The sequence below is a fragment of the Flavobacterium sp. HTF genome (assembly GCF_003105115.1).
In the GTDB taxonomy this organism is placed as follows: Bacteria; Bacteroidota; Bacteroidia; order Flavobacteriales; family Flavobacteriaceae; genus Flavobacterium.
On sequence record NZ_QETH01000046.1, the window covers coordinates 18,216 to 35,846 of the forward strand.

Genomic DNA, 17,631 nt, shown 5'->3' on the forward strand with positions numbered 1-17,631 from the left:
TCTAACCATTAAGATATTAAGAAAATAAAGGCTATGCTTAATTTTCTCTTTGTAAGTTTCATTAAGTTCAAAGCTTAATTTCCTTAATATCTTAATGGTTCAAATAAAAAAAACTTGTTTTTAAATAAACATTATGAGAATTAAAACCAAATTGAATCTCGGAGTTGGATTGTTATTTTTAATGATCATCATACTTTCGTTAGTGAGCGGTTATTCTGTTTTTTTGATAAAAGCAGATACCGAAAATATTCTGAAAGCGAATTATAATACGCTGGAATATTCTAGAAATATGATTTTGTCTTTGGATGAAATTAAAGCTAGTCCTGATAGTAAGATTCCTATTTTCAAAGAATATCTTGAAAAACAAACACAAAATGTTACCGAACCAGGTGAAAAAGAAGCAACCGAAAACCTTGAAAAAAGTTTTACGCTTTTAGAACAAAACGGAGCAAACGAAACCATAAAAGCAAAAATCAGACAGGATATTTTCGCTATTATGAAACTGAATCTGGATGCCATAAAACAAAAAAGCGACATCGCAAAACTCACTGCCGAAAATGCTAATTTATGGATTGCCATTGTCGGAAGCTTATGCTTCTTGATTGCTTTTAATTTACTCGTCAATCTTCCAAATAATATTGCGAATCCGATAAAAGAATTAACGCTGAGTATTAAGGAAATTGCGAATAAAAACTATTCAGAACGGGTACATTTTACCAATCATAATGAATATGGCGATTTGGCCAAATCGTTTAATACAATGGCGCAAAAACTTCAGGAATACAACGATAGTAATTTGTATAAACTCTTCTTCGAAAAGAAACGACTGGAAACTTTAATCAATAATATGCACGATCCTATTATTGGCTTAGACCATGAAAATATTGTTTTGTTTGCCAATGATGAAGCGTTGAAAATTATTGGTTTGAAATTGGAAGATATTATTGGAAAATCGGCTTCTACTCTAGCCTTGTCCAATGATTTGATTCGGTCTTTGATTTTGGAAGAAGATTCAGAAACTCCTAAAAAACAACCGCTTAAAATTTATGCGCACGGAAAAGAAAGTTATTTTGAAAAAGAAATTCTGAATATCACGATAATTCCAACAGGAGAAGAAAAAGAAATCAATATTGGCGATGTTATTATTCTGCGAAATATTACACTTTTTAAAGAACTGGATTTTGCCAAAACCAATTTTATTGCCACCGTTTCGCACGAATTGAAAACACCAATTGCGTCTATAAAACTAAGTCTTCAATTGCTTGAAAATGCCAAAACGGGCGATATGAATGATGACCAAAAACAATTGGTTGAAAGCATAAAGGATGACAGCCAGCGATTGCTTAAAATTACAGGCGAACTGCTGAATTTATCGCAATTGGAAACCGGAAATATTCAGCTCAACATCGAAAAAAGCAATCCGCATGAAATTGTAAATTATGCCGTTGAAGCCGTAAAAATTCAGGCTGATCAAAAGCAAATCAATTTGGTTATCGATGCCGATGAAAATCTGGAAAGTGTAAAAGCCGACAGCGAAAAAACAGGCTGGGTTTTGATTAATTATTTATCCAATGCGATTCGGTATTCTTCTGAAAAAAGCACGATTTTCATCAAATTAAAAAGAGAAAATAATCAAATCGTATTTCAGGTTATCGACACCGGAAAAGGAATTGACGCACGTTATAAAGACAAAGTTTTCGATAAGTATTTTCAGGTTCCGGGAAGTCAAAAATCCGGAACGGGATTGGGATTAGCAATTAGTAAAGAATTTATTGAAGCACAAAACGGCAGTGTTGGGGTTGAGAGTAATTTAGGATTAGGAAGTACGTTTTGGTTTTCGTTGAAGGTTTAGAAAAATTGTGAATTGTGAATTGTGAATTGTGAATTGTGAATTGTTTAAACAAAAATATTAAAAGAGCCATAGGCTCGAACCATATTGTAGGGCCGGATTTTAATCCGGTTGACAAAAAAATTCCACAATGCAAAAGAGCCGTGGGCTCGATTCATATTAGACTGGATTGAAATCCAGCCCTACAATATAAATCGTCCCTACGGGACTTTAAAACATCGTTTGATCAAACTTCAACGGATTGAAATCCGTTGCTACAACATCGATTATTCCTACGGAATTTTAAAAAATTTAGCCAATCTTAATTCAACTACCTCATTTAAAATCAATAAATTAATATTGACTTAAGGTTCCATTAAGCCCAAAATACCTGCATCAGACATTCGTTACTATTGCAAAATATAACGACAACGAAAGATGTTCCACAAAACGATTTCTCTGCTATTCCTATTCGGATTATTTTCTGCGAATGCACAGCAAAATGATTCGATTACTAAAATTGACAGTACTTCCAATCATTTAAAATCCAATTACAAGCAACTAATTATTCCGGGTGTATTAATTGGCTATGGCGTTATTGGTCTTGAAAGTGATCAGTTGTTGAGTTTCAATCATCAAATTAAGGCTGAAGTCACGGAAGATATTGATGAAAAAATTACGATTGATGATTTCTCACAATATGCGCCTGCGGCATCTGTTTATGCGTTGAATGCTTTTGGTGTAAAAGGCAAAAATAATATGCGGGATCGTTCGGTAATATTTGTGACTTATTATGTTATAATGGCCTCAACAGTTTTGGGTTTAAAATCCATTTCGCATGTAGAAAGACCTGACGGGAGTTCGAACAACTCCTTCCCTTCCGGACATACTGCAACCGCTTTTGCCGGAGCTGAATTTTTATGGCAGGAATATAAAGACAAATCGATTTGGTACGGAATTGCCGGTTATGCCGTTGCCACCGGAACGGGATTATTTAGAATTTACAACAATCGCCATTGGATGACTGACGTCGCTGCCGGAGCGGGAATTGGGATTTTGAGCACCAAAATTGCATATTGGATAAATCCTTATATCACTAAAAAATTGTTCAAATCATCAGCCGAAAACAAATCAACTTCTATGATAATGCCTTTTTATAATGGACAGCAATATGGGTTGAGTTTTGCAAAGGTTTTTTAGTTTTTTTTGCCACAAAGGCGCTAAGACACAAAGTTTTTTTAAATAGCTTTGTGTCTTAGCGCCTTTGTGGCAAACTCTTGTTATGTATTCGAAGTATTATTCTTAATCTCTCGAACTTCACGTTTCAATTCTAAAAGCAAATCTTTCATTGCTCCAGTTTCCGTTGTTTCTTGTTTTTTATCCGAACGGCCGATATTGCATTCATATTCCCAAATCTCCAAAATATCAGAAGCTTTCACTTCGTAATTTGGATAAAAACGATTATCTGATTCTAAAACCAAAGTGTTCTTTTTGTTTTTATTGAGACGTTTGTAAACCATTCCCTCGTTTTTGGTAATGAGGATATACGTTTTTCCATCCATAACCTGACCCAGACTTTCTACATAACGTCCGATAATAATAGAACCGTCTTCGTGCGGAGGCATCGAATCGCCTTCAACAGGAAATCCGCGGTGTTTGCCCGGTCCTAAAAAAGGAAGCGAAACCTGCTGTAAACTCTCGATATATTCCGGATCAGCATATCCGTTTAGGTAACCGGCTTTTGCTTTTTGAGAAACAATTTCAATAAAATTCTCTCCAAACCGATCAACCTGAATGGGTAAAATCAATCGGTTTCCTTCCAGTTTTATCAGATTTTCGACGTCTATTTTTCGGATATCCACAGACAATATCAGGTCAATACTCATGTGAAAATATAAAGCAATCTGCTTTAAGATATCATACGGTGCTTCTGAAGTTCCGTCTTCATATTTAACATACCTCCCTCGGGTAATTTTAAGGTTTTGAGCTAATTTCTCTTGTGATATTTTATGTTTAACTCTTAATGCTCTGATATTATCTGAAAATAAAGACATAGATTAATTTGTTATAATTTGGAACAGCAAATATACAAAAAAATGTTATCACCTGTGCTAATTTTGTCTTGTTTAAAAACCCCATCTGAGTGATTATGAAATTGATAAATCTAAATACCACAAAAACACTTGAGTTTTATATTCCCGACAGCGGTTCCAAAGTGGAGCTTCCTTTCTTTGATGTAGGTATAAGTGCAGGTTTTCCCTCACCTGCTGATGATTTTATTGAATTGACAATTGATCTCAACAGGGAATTTATTAAACATAAAGACACAACTTATTTTGCCAGGGTCAAAGGTCATTCTATGAAAAATGCCGGTATCAATGATGGTGATCTACTCATTATTGATAAAAGTCTTGAACCTCAAAACAACAAAATTGCTGTCTGCCAGATTGATGGTGAATTTACGGTAAAACGGATCAAGATAGAAAAAGATATGATTTGGCTTATCGCCGAAAATGAAGATTATGAGCCTATAAAAGTAACTCCCGAAAATAATTTTGTGATTTGGGGAATTGTGATTCACAGTATTAAGTCTTTTTAAGTTGTCAGTGTGAGCGATCCCGTGGCTTCGGGATCGCTAAGGGTAACAAAACAGAAACAGAAACAGAAATAGAAATACATTTAGAAATGTTTGCTTTAGTCGATTGTAACAATTTTTATGCTTCCTGCCAAAGAGTATTTGAGCCGAAATTAAGAGGAAAACCTATTGTGATTCTCTCTAATAATGACGGTTGTGTTATTTCGCGTTCTGATGAAGCGAAAACTTTAGGCATACCGATGGCTATTCCTGCTTTTAAATATGAAGCAATTTTTAAGGAGAAAAACATTTTTGTTTATTCTTCTAATTATCCATTGTATGGTGACATGAGTAATCGGGTAATGAACATGCTCCGGACGTATACACCGGAAATTGAAATCTATAGCATTGATGAAGCTTTCCTGAAATTTTCGGGCTATGAACTATTTGATATGAACGAACTTGGACTAAAAATACGAAAAGAAATAACACAAGGAACCGGAATTCCCGTAAGTATTGGTTTTGCCCCTACTAAAGCTCTGGCGAAAATGGCTAACAAGATTGCCCGGAAATTTGCCGACCGTACACAAAATGTTTATTGCATAGACTCGGAAGAAAAAAGAATCAAAGCTTTAAAATGGACTAAAATCGAGGACGTATGGGGAATTGGGAGAAAACATGCCAAAAGACTGAAACTGAAAAATGTTACTACCGCTTATCAGTTTACCCAGCTTCCGGATGCCTGGGTACGAAAAGAGATGGCTGTTGTGGGACTTAGGTTAAAACATGATCTGGAAGGAAAACCGACGTTAGATCTTGAAGAAGCAAAAGACCGAAAAATGATAGCCACCACAAGATCATTTGAAAGGCGATATACTTCATTTGAACAAATTTCAGAACGCATCAGCACATTTACAGCTTCTTGTGCAGAAAAATTACGTCGTCAGGATTGCCATTGCAATATGGTTACGGTTTTTATTCAGACTGATTTTATGGGCGGAGAAAACTCTCAATATTCACGAAGTATTACAATCACTACTGATTTTCCGACCAATTCTACCATTGAACTTAACAAAGCGGCACAGAAAGGTTTTAATGCCATTTTCAAGCCAGGATACCGCTATAAAAAAGCAGGGGTAATTGTAATGGGATTAACATCAAATAATGAAACGCAACTCAATTTGTTTACAACCTCAAATCCAAAACATCAGCCTCTGATGAGTGTTATTGACAAAATGAATCAGTGTTATGGTGAGAATAAAATCAAATTCGGTGTACAGTCTTTAGGCCGGCAATGGAAAATGAAACAGGACAGGCTGTCCCCAAAATTCTCTACGTGCCTTAAAGATGTGATTATAGTTAAGGCCTGAGACTCACCATTCATTAAAAACTGTAATTCAAATTCATTATATCTTTTAAATCACAACTATTAATCAGATTACCCAAATATACAGCTATAACAAACCTAAAAAATAAGTTATGAAACTATTTAACGACACTGAATTATTTACCACAGGTTCAGGAGGAAAAAAAATATTTGACCTGCCTGACACAGAGCTTATTTTGATAGATAATTTCTTTACTAAAGAAGAATCTGATCATTTTTATGAAAAATTACTTCATCAGACTAAATGGAGGGGGTATCAAATGGAAATTTTTGACAAAACTGTTACTGCTCCCAGAATGATCGCCTGGTATGAAGACAAAGATAATATCGGTGCAGATCAAAATGGTCCAGACTGGACTTATGATCTGCTTACCATCAGAAGCAGGGTAGAAAAAGAAACACAACTTGAATTTAACAGTCTGCTGCTGAATTTGTACCGAAACGGGAATGACGGTGTTGGATGGCATAGCGACAAGGAAAACAACCCGGGTAAAGACCCGATTATTGCATCAGTAACTTTTGGAGAGACGCGAATATTCAGACTTCGTCATAAGTTTAGAAAAGACATCGCTCAGGTTGAAATTCCATTGCATCACGGATCTTTTTTGCTGATGGCCGGAACTACAAATAGTTTTTGGCAGCATCAGGTTCCAAAAACTGCCCGAAATGTATTACCAAGAATAAATCTGACTTTTAGAAGAACAGACAGAAAAACAGAATAGTATAAAATGTATTTAAGCATAATAACAGCTGGGGTTCACGTCAGAAAAAACCTCAAAATCAAGTGTATAAAATAAAATAGTGGCTTCTTATCAATTTATATTAGGCAACACTTATCTTTTTTACTATTTTTCAACTTTTTTTCCAATAATATTTTACCCAATGGCAAAATTAAACAATGATTTAACCCGTTTTTTAGAGGCACAAAACAAGCTCTATCTTACAGCTCTTACCGAACTTAAAAAGGGAAAAAAAGAAACCCATTGGATGTGGTTTATTTTTCCTCAGATAAAAGGATTAGGCAGAAGTGAAATGTCCAAATTGTATGCCATCGAAAATCTTCAGCAAAGCGAAGAATTTCTTGCGCACCCGGTTCTTGGAAAGCATCTTATTGAAGTTTCCAAAGTTCTTTTAGAGTTTAAAATGAAATCGGCTGAATCAATCCTTGGTGATTTGGATGCGCTCAAATTGCAGTCCTGTATGACCCTTTTTAGTTTAACAAATAATACCAATCCTGTATTTCAGGAAGTATTGGATGCTTTTTTCTCCGGTAAATTTGATACGCTTACGCTGTCCATAATAAATGAAATGATACATCCTGCTTTACAGCAAACGGAAATCTAATTTGAATTAAACTTTAAATAGATTCAGTGAATAAATAAAAAAAACGTCTTGTGTATAACAAGACGTTTTTTTTATTTATAAATCTTAGAACCTTAGTTCCTCAGTATCTTAGCTACTTTCCTTTTTAAGATTCTTTCGGTTTTGTTAAATAATAAACCGGTATTCCGGCTAACATAATTAAAACTCCCCAGCCACAGGTAGAGAATTTTGTAAATAACAATGAAATACAAACTGCAGCGGCTACTATGATATAAAGCATTGGTAAAAATGGATATCCAAAAGCTTTGTATGGTCTTTCTGCATCAGGCATTTTTTTCCTTAAAATAAAAATTCCGTAAATGGTAAGAATGTAAAAAATCAAAACGATGATGATTACAAAGTCTAATAAATCTCCATATTTTCCGGTAAGACATAAGGCAGAAGCCCAAAAACACTGTGCCCAAAGTGCCCATGCAGGAACACTAAATTTGTTTAATACGGCAGCTTTCTTAAAAAACAAACCATCATTTGCCATTGTATAATATACTCTCGCTCCTGCCATAATCAATCCGTTATTGCAGGCAAAAGTCGAAATCATAATCATGATTGCGATAATTAATGCCCCACTATTACCAAAAATATATTGTGAAGCCACAACAGCAACACGATCTGATTTTGCAGTTGCTATTTCGTCAAACGGAATAACAGCCAGGTACATTAAATTTGTCAATACATAAATAACCGTAACAATAAAAGTTCCAAGGAATAAGCTGAAACCAACGTTACGCTTTGGGTTTTTAATTTCTCCGGCTATAAATGTTACTCCATTCCAGGCATCACTTGAAAATAAAGAGCCTACCATTGCTGCAGAAATCCCGGTAATTAATGCTGTTCCACTAATAGGTAACCATGATCCGTTTTGAGAATTATACGCGCGTGGTGTCCAAGCATCTGCCCAGTTAGCATCCCAGATTGATGCTTTCGCAGCAAGCGTTAATCCAAAAACAATTAATCCAAGCAATGATAATATTTTAATAATCGTTAGGATGGTCTGTAGAATTTTCCCGTTTTTTACCCCACGGCTATTAATGTATGTTAGTAAAATAATCGTAAAAATTGAAACAATCTGAGCTGCATTAAGTTTAAAAAAACCTAACTCAAATAATATATTTTCGTCGCTAAAAGGCTCATAAAGATATGCTGCAAACTTAGAAAAAGCCACGCCAACGGCAGCAATTGTTCCGGTTTGTATTACAGCAAAGAAACTCCAGCCGTACAAGAAGGCAATAAGTTTATTATAAGCTTCTTTTAAATATACATATTGTCCCCCGGCTTTTGGAAACATTGCACTTAATTCGCCGTAACTCACAGCGGCAATAATTGTAATTAATCCTGAAATAAGCCAAATCAGCGTCAGCCATCCGGCAGATCCTACTTGTCTGGCGATATCTGCACTTACAATAAATATTCCTGAACCAATCATAGAGCCAACTACCAGCATAGTTCCGTCTAATAATCCCAGTTCTCTTTTAAAATGTTCTTGTTCTTGATTGTCGTCTTGCATTATTTTATTTTTTGGTTTTAGGGTTGGTTAAAGATATACTTTTTTCTGAAATTTTGGATTCTAGATTATTAATGAAAGATATATACTTTATTTCTTAAAAAGTTACAATATAGACTCATTATTTGTATATGTGTATTTTTTATAGAGCATCCAGAGGCTTCAGGGTAAGCTATACTTGAATTCCACGATAAAGTATATCATCCTCTACACAAATCGCTTTAATATAATTTATCAAATAAAAGTCATGATTACGGTTTCCCATAAAATATAACGTGTTGGCCTATTTAATTTTGAGAATCGAAAGAATTAAAATAATCCAATAAATAACATGGCGAGAATTATTTTACAAAACGAAAATATAAATCTTGATACAGAGAAAAGGCAAACTTTAGCTACGAGCTTTATAAGTGACAGAGATATTTTAAAAAAACGTTCAAAAAAATATCTTGATCTTATTTCCGGACTTGATGCTAAAACATTAACAGATACAAAAGGAATGAATGAACTCATAAAAGCTATTCAAGAAGAGTTTGGTACAGCTGAGCTTTCCAGTTTACCCTTAGGAATTCTTTCAAAATGTTTTTTAGGACATCCATATGAAGTACACACACTCGATTTAAGTGGTAGTCAAATTATCAGGCATTATAAAACGGCAGAAACGATGGAAGCTGATTTTGAAAAAGCCCGATCGCTTGCCAAACATAATGCTTATGCAATGGTCGAAATCTATAAAGACAAAATCATTTTGATTCGTGAAGACGGATCCGCAACAAAATTATAAGATCATTTAACTAAACCAAAATAACTATGTCTCAACAAGTAATTTCTTATGCAGACCTTTCCATTATAAATAGTGCTTTAAGGTCAATCAGCTCAGATATGTCAGGTGTTCATTCTGAATTAGGAACATTAAATTTTAAACAAGACCAATTAGAAAGTGAACTTGTTAAACTTGCCGAATCTTTTACAGATTTTGTAGAAGCAGATTTGAAGCACAAAGCATTGCAACTTGCTGAAACCCGACAAGGAAATTTAAAACAAGACTTGCAAATCAAGTTTGGTTATTATGCTGAAGTACGACGAATGGCAACAGGAATACTTCAAGGTGTAGATACCGGGGTTGTAAGTGATGATACTTTAAAATTTACTACAGAAGAGGTAATGATAAAAGCACCCGGATATTGGTTAGCTCCGGCTTTAGTTAGTCTAGCAGCCTGGGTTAGAAATGATAAAAATACGACTGAAAAAGCACTAAATGAAGCACTAAAAAGAGATGATTATAAAACAACTCTCTTTTTTATGATGGTTATGCGTCGATTAACAAGAAATGACGCTAGTTTAAAATGGCTGGAACGTTATTTTATGCATCAAAACCCTCATAATCTTGATCGGGAATTTATCATAATCCTTGAAGCAGTCACTACTGGTGTTTTTCCTCCTGCATCAAAGCAATTAATGATGATAAACGTTAAAAACTGGCTTGACCAACTTACGCAAAGTGACACCTTTATAAATGAACAAAAATCACAATGGGTTAAATTCTTCGAAGCATTAGGCCCTTCATCTGATAGTAAATATCCCCTTCTTGAAAAATTTTCTCCAAACTGGAGTTCGCTTGACAATTCACTAAAAGAAGCCAAAACGCATGAGCTTTTGAATTCTCATTTTAAAAGCATTATCTCATCATCTGCTGACTTTTCTAAAGGTGTTAAAGTTCAACTAGATGAAATTCTATCTTTATTGGTTACAAATTTTGATGACGAAGAATTACCATTGCAAGAACAAGTTAGATTTAATCAACTTATTATTCAAATGGATGGAGATAAATCTGCAGCACAGGCCGTAATGGATGCAGAAAAACATATTTTTGATGAACAGGTTGATTTTTTACAATTATTAACAAATGCATCTTTTAATCCTGAATTATCGGGAGCGTCTAAGGTAACTCAAGCACTTGCTGTTTCAATCAGTCAGCCCTGGATATTAGAATCATACGACACATTTACAGCGCAAAGCAGAAATAAAATTCCTCAAAATATTGAGATTTCAATTGATGATTTCAAGGCTTCAACAAAAGATGGAAGCGAAGAAAATGAACTTTTAAAAGATCAGGAAATATTCTATAGTAAATTATTAGAGACAGAACTTAAAAAACTTTCATTTCCTTATGCAGGTGTCATTATTGGCATATTAATTTGTTTACTGGGCCTCTGGGCCTTTAGCCTTCATCCTATCGTTGGCTTTTTAGGATGTGGTATTGGCGGTGTAATAATCTGGAGTTCTATTAATAATCATAAAAAAGCAAAAAAACAGATCATTGAGAATATAGAAAACCGAAAAACAAAAGCAAAAGAGATACTAAGAGGCTGTCTTGTAGAAAGTGTGGATTATCGAAGAGAACACAATATAGAAGATAATAAGGCAGAACAAGTAAGACAGCTATTATCTTCAATTACTCCTGAAGATTTTTCAAGTGTATCGAAAGAAACGGCAAGAAGTATTATCTAACATTTAAAAACTAGAGACATGACCAAAATAATTTTAGGTAATCATTCGGAAGAATCTGAAAATACCTCTTATGAGACAAAAAAGGAAATCATTGTAAAACCTAATTTATTTCAAGGCAGGACCGAAGCAGAATTAGGCAATGCAAAATTCCCGGATTGGGATATAATTCCGCCAACCCAGTTTATAAATCCCCGAATAAAATTACAATAATGAAAGGCCCTATAACTTATTCTGAGTGGACAATTCTACTTGATAAATTTGGTAATGGAGATGATGCTGCTATTGAAGAATTGAATATAGGCAGTTTTATCGTTGATGCCGGAACCGCAACACGTTTCTATACTAAAGTTGAAGAAATATACAAAAAACGTAAGCAAAGTTGGCTGGATAATTTTCAACGATCCTTCCATTTTCAAAACTTTAAAACAGAAGATGAGTTTGAAATTGCTCTAAGAAATGCCAAAAAAAACCTTTCGCCACTTATCAAATTTGTTCTTTTAAAGGGCTTTCCTGAAGACTTAAAAAAAACATTAAAGAAAGATCTTGAAGATTTTATTATTGAAATAAAAACATCATTAAAAAACAATGTTTCTAAAATTTCAAAAGGAAGAGATAAAATGTTGATCTTATTAAATGCCTTTGAAATAAGTATTATTTCTGAAGAACCTAAAATCGATGTAAATAACAATTTCCAAAATACAAACGAAATAATTGCTCCTATGGGCAGAAAAATTATATTTTAAAATGGCTAATAAAACAGAATTTAAGACTTCGCTTTTGCGAATGTTTAGGGCAAGAATACCTTTTATCTCTATTCGAAGTATCGAAAGGGCGAGGGTTTTAGAAGTTATTCAGCAATTAGCGGAAGAGATCAATATTCCGATTTACTTTCATAGCTTATCACACGGAACTATTGATATAAAATCAAAGAAAAGTGTCAATGATGATCGTTCGATTGCAGGTGGTTTAGACTACGCTGTTCAAAACATTTCGCAGAGACAAAACTTAACTTTTATTTTTACAGAAGTAAGCGATATAGAAGATGATAATTTAGTCTCAAGACATCTTTATGATTGTGTGATTCAAGCTATAGAAAGAGGAGGTAGTATTTGTTTAATTACCACCAAAACTATTTGGCCTCAATTGCAGCGTCTAGGAATGACCATTACTCTTGATTCTCCAAATGAAGAAGAAATGCTGGATGTGGTAAAAGAATGTGTCATGCCGTATAAAGGCTCAATCCCACTAGAATGGGAAGAAACAGATTATAAAATGGCTGCAACAATTTTAGCAAATATGACTAAAATTGAAGCCGAGAATGTCTTGGCTACCCAGATGGCAAAAGGTTCCTTAACAAAAGACGACATAAAAGAATTAAGTAACGCAAAAGATAAATTATTTAGTGATATATCTGGGTTAGAAAAGGTGAAAATTGATTCTTCTACACTATCGGTTGCTGGCCTGACAGGATTACAGCATTGGCTGGATAACCAAAAACAACTTTTAACGGCAGACTTAAAAGCAAGAAAGATGAGGCCACCAAGAGGAGTTTTGTTAGTGGGAGTTCCAGGATGTGGTAAATCTTTATCTGCTAAATTTATTGCAGCCAATTGGAATCTTCCGTTATATCGTTTAGATCTTGCCGCTATTCAGGGACAATATTTGGGACAATCTGAAAATAGATTAAAAGAAGCATTGGCATCTGCAGATAATGCAGCACCATGCGTATTATGGATTGACGAAATTGAAAAAGGTCTTTCTGGAGCAACTGGTTCTAATGATGGAGGAACCTCTACAAGAATGGTAGGACAATTTTTGTTTTGGCTTCAGGAAAGCATGGCAAAAGTTTTTGTTGTATCGACAGCAAATGACGTTAGCAAATTACCACCAGAACTACTACGAAGAGGACGCTTCGATGAATTATTTTTTGTTGACTTGCCCGGAGAAATTGAACGATTAGATATTATAAATCTTTATGTAAAACGTAATTTACTGACACAACCTTCAGAGCATGTATTAGGACAACTTGTTGAAATTTCAGATGGATTTGCTGGCTCAGATATTGAGGGTGCAGTACGAGATGTTGCAATTCAGGCAGTAATTCATGGAGATAACTTTGTGGATGATAACCTTTTTGAAAAATGTTTTAAAAATATTGTACCATTAAGTAAAACCGCACCAGAAAAGATTGAAGCGATTAGAATGTGGGGAAGAGAAAGAGCCGTTCCTGCATCTGGAGTTTCTTGGCAAACTTCTATAAATGATAAGACAATAGGCAAACGCTCCATTATAATTTAAAAAATTAAACGAATAAAAACTTTAATATATTAACTCCAACTGCAAGCATTACGTCTTGCAGTTTTTTTATGTATTAAAAGCCTTTTGAATTTTGTTTTTTGAATAGCAATATTATTTGCAGTATTCTATATTTTATAGGATTGATAAATTTATAATTATTAACTTTATTTGAGATTTTTTCATAGAATTAAATCTTCATCGTTAAACATGAAAAAAGGAATTACTATAATTTCTCTTATTTTTTTCTTGTGAATGAACAATCTTTACTTCAACTTTAAAAGTGTTATTTAATTTTAAAACAATACTATGACATGGGATCCAAATAAATATAACGAATTTAAAGAAGACAGATATAAACCTTTTGGAGATCTTACCAGCCATATCATTGACAAACCAAATCTCAAAGTTCTAGATTTAGGCTGTGGCACAGGCGAATTAACGCATAAACTTTACAATCAGCTTACAAATCCATTTGTCATCGGAATTGATTCTTCGGCTGAAATGCTGGCAAAAGCTCCAAGTCAGGAGAATATAGAATTCAGGCAATTGTCGATTACAGAACAATTAGAACAGGAAAGTAAATGGGATTTAATATTTTCGAATGCCGCTTTACAATGGGTAGATAATCACCAGGAACTTTTCTCAAAAATAATTTCCAGAATAAATCCGGGTGGGCAATTGGCCGTACAAATGCCACAACAAACTGAAAACACCCTAAACAAAATATTATCAGAATTAGTAAAGGAAGAGCCTTATGCATCCTATTTACATAATTGGACACGCCCCTCGCCTGTTCTGACTTTAGACGAGTATGCTAAAATACTTTTTGACAATGGAGGGAAAAATTTGGTTTTATATCAAAAAGTATATCCTCTTATTTCTACCCAAAAAGATTCTTTTTTTGATTTTATTTCTGGATCTGCACTTACAGTTTATCAGGAACGTTTAAATAAGGATGAGTTTGAAGAACTATCAGCTGAATTCAAAAAAAGAATTGATATATATTTTCCAACTATTCCGTCAATCTACGCTTTTAAAAGATTGCTTATGTATGCCACTTTTTAGGATCTGAAATTTAATAGACATTTCTATCAAAATTAACCTGGTTTTTTAATTAAAAGATATTGAACTTCATCCGAACTTTAGGATTCAAAAGATTAAACAAAAAAAGTACTTATATACAACAATCAGTTGTTTTTATAATGCCATTTGATTACAAAAAGGAAAAATACACATCCCAAATTATTAAGAAACAGCATTTTAATAAACAAAACAATCTCTGTAATAAATTTAACAAGAATTAATACCTTTTTCATGAAACAATTCTATTTTTTTATTAAATTTGAAATGAGCGTCATAACGACACTTTGACTTTTATTATTAACAATTGTTTATATTTAATCAAAATTTAAATCCCCTAAAATTTTTGATTAGACGGTTACAGATTACATACTCGTTCATATTGGAATCAGATTACTAACCTACAAATCAAAAATTATGTCGAAAGGCCAAATTTTAAAGAATTTACGTTTTCCAAATGTTTTTATTCTACTGTTAATTGTATTTATTTCTTGTGCCTTATTAATCTGCATTAACTTTTTTACAATCAAAATTTTATCTGCAAACAGGGCTTATGTAAATGGTGAATCGCATTACTCAAAAGGTCAAAAAGATGCTTCACGGCATCTTCTTACTTATCTTTATACAAAAGACCCCAATCAATGGAAACTATATAAAGAAGAATTAAGGGTTCCGCAAGGTGATGGTACTGCACGAATAACCCTTTTGAAAGCCGGCGATAATGAAATTGCCAGAAAGGCTCTGCTCGTGGGTCGTAATCATCCTGAAGATTTAGACGATCTTGTCTGGTTATTTGTCAATTTCCGGCAGGTTTCCTTTTTAGCAAAAGCCATTAACGAATGGGAACAAGGAGACAGGCTAATTTTCAAATTATTTATTATTGGCCAACAAATAGATGCCAAAATCAAACATAACATATTAACTTCTGAAGATCAGCAAAAATTTCTTCAGCAAATTAGTATCATCAGCGATAAACTTACAATTAATGAACGCAATTTTTCTAATACGCTTGGAGAAGGAACGCGCAAAATAAAAGATTTACTGATCATTACTAATATCTTTTTTATTTTGGTCATTGTCTGCAGTGTTTGCATTTATTATTCTATAATGGTCAAAAAGCTTATTCTTTCTAAAAAGGAGATTGAAGTCAAAAATGAAAACCTAATATCGGTGAATCATGAACTGGACCGCTTTGTTTATAGTGCATCGCACGATTTAAGATCACCTATAAGATCTCTAAAAGGTCTTATTGAAATTACACAATCAGAAAACGACATTATTCAGATCAGGAACTACCTTACCTTAATGCATCAAAGTCTTGCCAGGCAAGATCAGTTTATAAGCGATATTATAGATTATTCAAAAAACAAACGGAAAGAGATTGTTATAGAACCTGTAAGCCTTCATGAATTATTTGACGAAGCTATATTGCAATTGATGCACATTGAAAATGCGAACCGAATTATAATTAGTAAAGAATTACAAATTGATCAGATTTACAGTGACGGGCTTCGTTTAAAAATCATCATTTTTAATTTACTCTCAAATGCAATAAAATATGCAGACAGCAGTAAAAAAGAAATGTTTATTTCAATTAAAACCTACATCGCTGATGGTTTTAATAAAATCGAAATATCAGATAACGGAATTGGAATTAAGGATGAATATAAAGACCGCATTTTTGATATGTATTTCGGAACCAACAAAAATAAGGGTTCCGGATTAGGTCTTTATATTGTAAAAGAAGCTGTAGAAAATATTAAAGGAAATATTTATGTTTCTTCTGAAAATAACATTGGAAGTAAATTTACTGTAACAATCCCGGAATCAAACGGAATTTAAACCTGTATTTACTGATAGAGAAACGTTATTGATTAGCTTGTCATTATCAACAATTATTGACAAAAGTTCTAATAAAGTTATTATTGCAGAATACGATTTACCTGCGAAAAATTCCTTTCATAATAAGCTTCTTTTGTTGAAGAAATCATCACTCCCCCATGGGTAGAAGAATGCACAAATTTGATTTCACCATCAGCAACTTCCACAACCATTCCAACATGATTAATCTGGCGTCTGCCGTTTGTTTTAAAGAAAATTAAATCTCCTTTTTGTGCTTCCTCCGCATTAACTTTTACACCAACGCGCGATTGCTCGATAGAACTTCTTGGCAATTTGATATCAAAACTATTGAAGGTACAAATCATTAACCCGGAACAGTCAAATCCGGCTTTTGTAGTTCCACCGGAACGATAACGAACTCCAATATTTTGTGTTGCATTTTCGATTAACTGATTAATTAAATCCGAATGATTATTTGGTCTTACGTAAGTCGAATCTGTTTTAATATCCGTTTTATTTTCTGCTATTTGCTCCGGAGATGAAGTTGAAATTTCCTTTATTTCATTAGCGGCTTTTGCAGCTTGTATAGCATCTGCTTTTTCTTTTGAAACACGAATCTTCAAAAGATACCCTACCGGAACTTTGCCTTTTACTGAAGGATTTTGTTTTTCTAATTCAGCTACAGTAATACCATATTCTTTTGAAATTCCGTATTTGGTTTCTTTAGGCAAAACTTCTCTGTACAATTCAACATCCGTAGAAATCGAATTATTTTCTGCTGGTTTATCTGCTATCGCAACAGTATTTGAAACATCTGATGGAATGTTAATTTGCTGACCAATTTTTAAACCTTCCGTTTCTAATAGAGGATTTGCTTTCTTCAGATCTTCAACAGAAACATTATATTTTTTTGAAATTCCCCATAGCGTTTCTTTTGCTGAAACTTCGTGCAGACCAGGCGCACTGTTATATTTTTCAACCTGATTGTTTGTTACAACAGCTTTATTTTTATTGGGAATTAAGAGTGTAGAATTTAATTTTAGAACTTTAGGTGCATTAGGATTAGCATTGGAGATATCTTTTACTTTTACTCCATATTTTTTTGCAATTACACTAAGGTTATCTCCAAGGGCACGACGAACTTCTTTTAAGGTATCGGCAACGTTTACTTCTGTAATTTTACCGTGTACTTTTAATATATGGAACGCTTTATCTAACTTATCACT

At 33.7% G+C, this 17,631-nt stretch carries 16 protein-coding genes; 13 read left to right on the forward strand and 3 right to left on the reverse strand.

Translation table 11 applies throughout. The features are described from left to right. Nucleotides 1-133 precede the first annotated feature (133 nt). Both DCO46_RS14130 and DCO46_RS14135 read left to right on the forward strand, forming a co-directional pair. Complete coding sequence (locus tag DCO46_RS14130) at nt 134-1,852, forward strand: ATP-binding protein (protein ID WP_116753161.1); 1,719 nt, start codon at nt 134-136, stop codon at nt 1,850-1,852. Nucleotides 1,853-2,266: 414 nt separating this feature from the next. Beyond that, nucleotides 2,267-3,028 (forward strand): phosphatase PAP2 family protein, encoded by a 762-nt coding sequence (locus DCO46_RS14135; RefSeq protein WP_116753162.1) that lies wholly within the window; start codon nt 2,267-2,269, stop codon nt 3,026-3,028. Nucleotides 3,029-3,108: 80 nt separating this feature from the next. Here the strand turns inward: DCO46_RS14135 and DCO46_RS14140 are convergent, their stop codons facing one another. Beyond that, the gene (locus tag DCO46_RS14140; RefSeq protein WP_116753163.1) at nt 3,109-3,882 is read right to left on the reverse strand and encodes an XRE family transcriptional regulator; all 774 of its coding nucleotides are present in this window, start codon (nt 3,880-3,882) and stop codon (nt 3,109-3,111) included. Nucleotides 3,883-3,977: 95 nt separating this feature from the next. Between DCO46_RS14140 and DCO46_RS14145 the strand changes: the two genes are divergently transcribed. The 4 genes from DCO46_RS14145 to DCO46_RS14160 all read left to right on the forward strand — a co-directional run bounded on the left by DCO46_RS14145 (nt 3,978) and on the right by DCO46_RS14160 (nt 7,134). Next, a complete protein-coding gene (locus tag DCO46_RS14145) occupies nt 3,978-4,427 on the forward strand; it encodes a LexA family protein (protein WP_116753164.1) in 450 nt (149 codons plus the stop codon). An 86-nt stretch (nt 4,428-4,513) separates the two neighbouring features. Continuing rightward, the gene (locus DCO46_RS14150) at nt 4,514-5,773 is read left to right on the forward strand and encodes a Y-family DNA polymerase (protein WP_116753165.1); all 1,260 of its coding nucleotides are present in this window, start codon (nt 4,514-4,516) and stop codon (nt 5,771-5,773) included. A 109-nt stretch (nt 5,774-5,882) separates the two neighbouring features. Then, nucleotides 5,883-6,512 carry an alpha-ketoglutarate-dependent dioxygenase AlkB family protein gene (locus DCO46_RS14155; RefSeq protein ID WP_116753166.1) on the forward strand — a complete coding sequence of 210 codons (630 nt, stop codon included), beginning with the start codon at nt 5,883-5,885 and terminating at the stop codon, nt 6,510-6,512. A gap of 160 nt (nt 6,513-6,672) precedes the next feature. Beyond that, nucleotides 6,673-7,134, forward strand: coding sequence for a DUF1810 domain-containing protein (locus tag DCO46_RS14160; protein WP_116753167.1), 462 nt, complete (start codon nt 6,673-6,675; stop codon nt 7,132-7,134). 124 nt (nt 7,135-7,258) lie between these two features. On the opposite strand, the gene DCO46_RS14165 is transcribed toward DCO46_RS14160, so the two are convergent. Beyond that, nucleotides 7,259-8,677, reverse strand: coding sequence for an APC family permease (locus DCO46_RS14165; protein WP_116753168.1), 1,419 nt, complete (start codon nt 8,675-8,677; stop codon nt 7,259-7,261). Between the two features lie 328 nt (nt 8,678-9,005). Here DCO46_RS14165 and DCO46_RS14170 point away from each other — a divergent pair, with 328 nt between their 5' ends. The 7 genes from DCO46_RS14170 (at nt 9,006) to DCO46_RS14200 (ending at nt 16,405) form a co-directional block, all read left to right on the forward strand. Then, the gene (locus DCO46_RS14170; RefSeq protein ID WP_116753169.1) at nt 9,006-9,458 is read left to right on the forward strand and encodes a hypothetical protein; all 453 of its coding nucleotides are present in this window, start codon (nt 9,006-9,008) and stop codon (nt 9,456-9,458) included. A 26-nt stretch (nt 9,459-9,484) separates the two neighbouring features. Next, nucleotides 9,485-11,185, forward strand: a complete 1,701-nt coding sequence (locus DCO46_RS14175; RefSeq protein WP_116753170.1) for a hypothetical protein — start codon at nt 9,485-9,487, stop codon at nt 11,183-11,185. Between the two features lie 18 nt (nt 11,186-11,203). Next, nucleotides 11,204-11,395, forward strand: a complete 192-nt coding sequence (locus tag DCO46_RS14180) for a hypothetical protein (protein ID WP_116753171.1) — start codon at nt 11,204-11,206, stop codon at nt 11,393-11,395. Beyond that, nucleotides 11,395-11,928 (forward strand): hypothetical protein, encoded by a 534-nt coding sequence (locus tag DCO46_RS14185; protein ID WP_116753172.1) that lies wholly within the window; start codon nt 11,395-11,397, stop codon nt 11,926-11,928. The genes DCO46_RS14180 and DCO46_RS14185 overlap by 1 nt, the downstream gene beginning before the upstream one ends. Nucleotide 11,929: 1 nt before the next feature. After that, nucleotides 11,930-13,483, forward strand: a complete 1,554-nt coding sequence (locus tag DCO46_RS14190) for an AAA family ATPase (RefSeq protein ID WP_116753173.1) — start codon at nt 11,930-11,932, stop codon at nt 13,481-13,483. A 306-nt stretch (nt 13,484-13,789) separates the two neighbouring features. Next, entirely contained in the window at nt 13,790-14,548 is a 759-nt protein-coding gene (locus tag DCO46_RS14195; RefSeq protein WP_116753174.1) for a methyltransferase domain-containing protein, read from the forward strand. Between the two features lie 432 nt (nt 14,549-14,980). Then, nucleotides 14,981-16,405 (forward strand): sensor histidine kinase, encoded by a 1,425-nt coding sequence (locus DCO46_RS14200; protein ID WP_116753175.1) that lies wholly within the window; start codon nt 14,981-14,983, stop codon nt 16,403-16,405. Between the two features lie 80 nt (nt 16,406-16,485). On the opposite strand, the gene DCO46_RS14205 is transcribed toward DCO46_RS14200, so the two are convergent. Next, nucleotides 16,486-17,604 (reverse strand): C40 family peptidase, encoded by a 1,119-nt coding sequence (locus DCO46_RS14205; protein ID WP_243416318.1) that lies wholly within the window; start codon nt 17,602-17,604, stop codon nt 16,486-16,488. Nucleotides 17,605-17,631 lie beyond the last annotated feature (27 nt).

Bases quoted from the DNA above. Each gene is read 5' to 3' on its own strand.
- DCO46_RS14130 (WP_116753161.1), top strand. From the start codon at position 134: ATGAGAATTAAAACCAAATTGAATCTCGGAGTTGGATTGTTATTTTTA.
- DCO46_RS14135 (WP_116753162.1), top strand. From the start codon at position 2,267: ATGTTCCACAAAACGATTTCTCTGCTATTCCTATTCGGATTATTTTCT.
- DCO46_RS14140 (WP_116753163.1), bottom strand. From the start codon at position 3,882: ATGTCTTTATTTTCAGATAATATCAGAGCATTAAGAGTTAAACATAAA.
- DCO46_RS14145 (WP_116753164.1), top strand. From the start codon at position 3,978: ATGAAATTGATAAATCTAAATACCACAAAAACACTTGAGTTTTATATT.
- DCO46_RS14150 (WP_116753165.1), top strand. From the start codon at position 4,514: ATGTTTGCTTTAGTCGATTGTAACAATTTTTATGCTTCCTGCCAAAGA.
- DCO46_RS14155 (WP_116753166.1), top strand. From the start codon at position 5,883: ATGAAACTATTTAACGACACTGAATTATTTACCACAGGTTCAGGAGGA.
- DCO46_RS14160 (WP_116753167.1), top strand. From the start codon at position 6,673: ATGGCAAAATTAAACAATGATTTAACCCGTTTTTTAGAGGCACAAAAC.
- DCO46_RS14165 (WP_116753168.1), bottom strand. From the start codon at position 8,677: ATGCAAGACGACAATCAAGAACAAGAACATTTTAAAAGAGAACTGGGA.
- DCO46_RS14170 (WP_116753169.1), top strand. From the start codon at position 9,006: ATGGCGAGAATTATTTTACAAAACGAAAATATAAATCTTGATACAGAG.
- DCO46_RS14175 (WP_116753170.1), top strand. From the start codon at position 9,485: ATGTCTCAACAAGTAATTTCTTATGCAGACCTTTCCATTATAAATAGT.
- DCO46_RS14180 (WP_116753171.1), top strand. From the start codon at position 11,204: ATGACCAAAATAATTTTAGGTAATCATTCGGAAGAATCTGAAAATACC.
- DCO46_RS14185 (WP_116753172.1), top strand. From the start codon at position 11,395: ATGAAAGGCCCTATAACTTATTCTGAGTGGACAATTCTACTTGATAAA.
- DCO46_RS14190 (WP_116753173.1), top strand. From the start codon at position 11,930: ATGGCTAATAAAACAGAATTTAAGACTTCGCTTTTGCGAATGTTTAGG.
- DCO46_RS14195 (WP_116753174.1), top strand. From the start codon at position 13,790: ATGACATGGGATCCAAATAAATATAACGAATTTAAAGAAGACAGATAT.
- DCO46_RS14200 (WP_116753175.1), top strand. From the start codon at position 14,981: ATGTCGAAAGGCCAAATTTTAAAGAATTTACGTTTTCCAAATGTTTTT.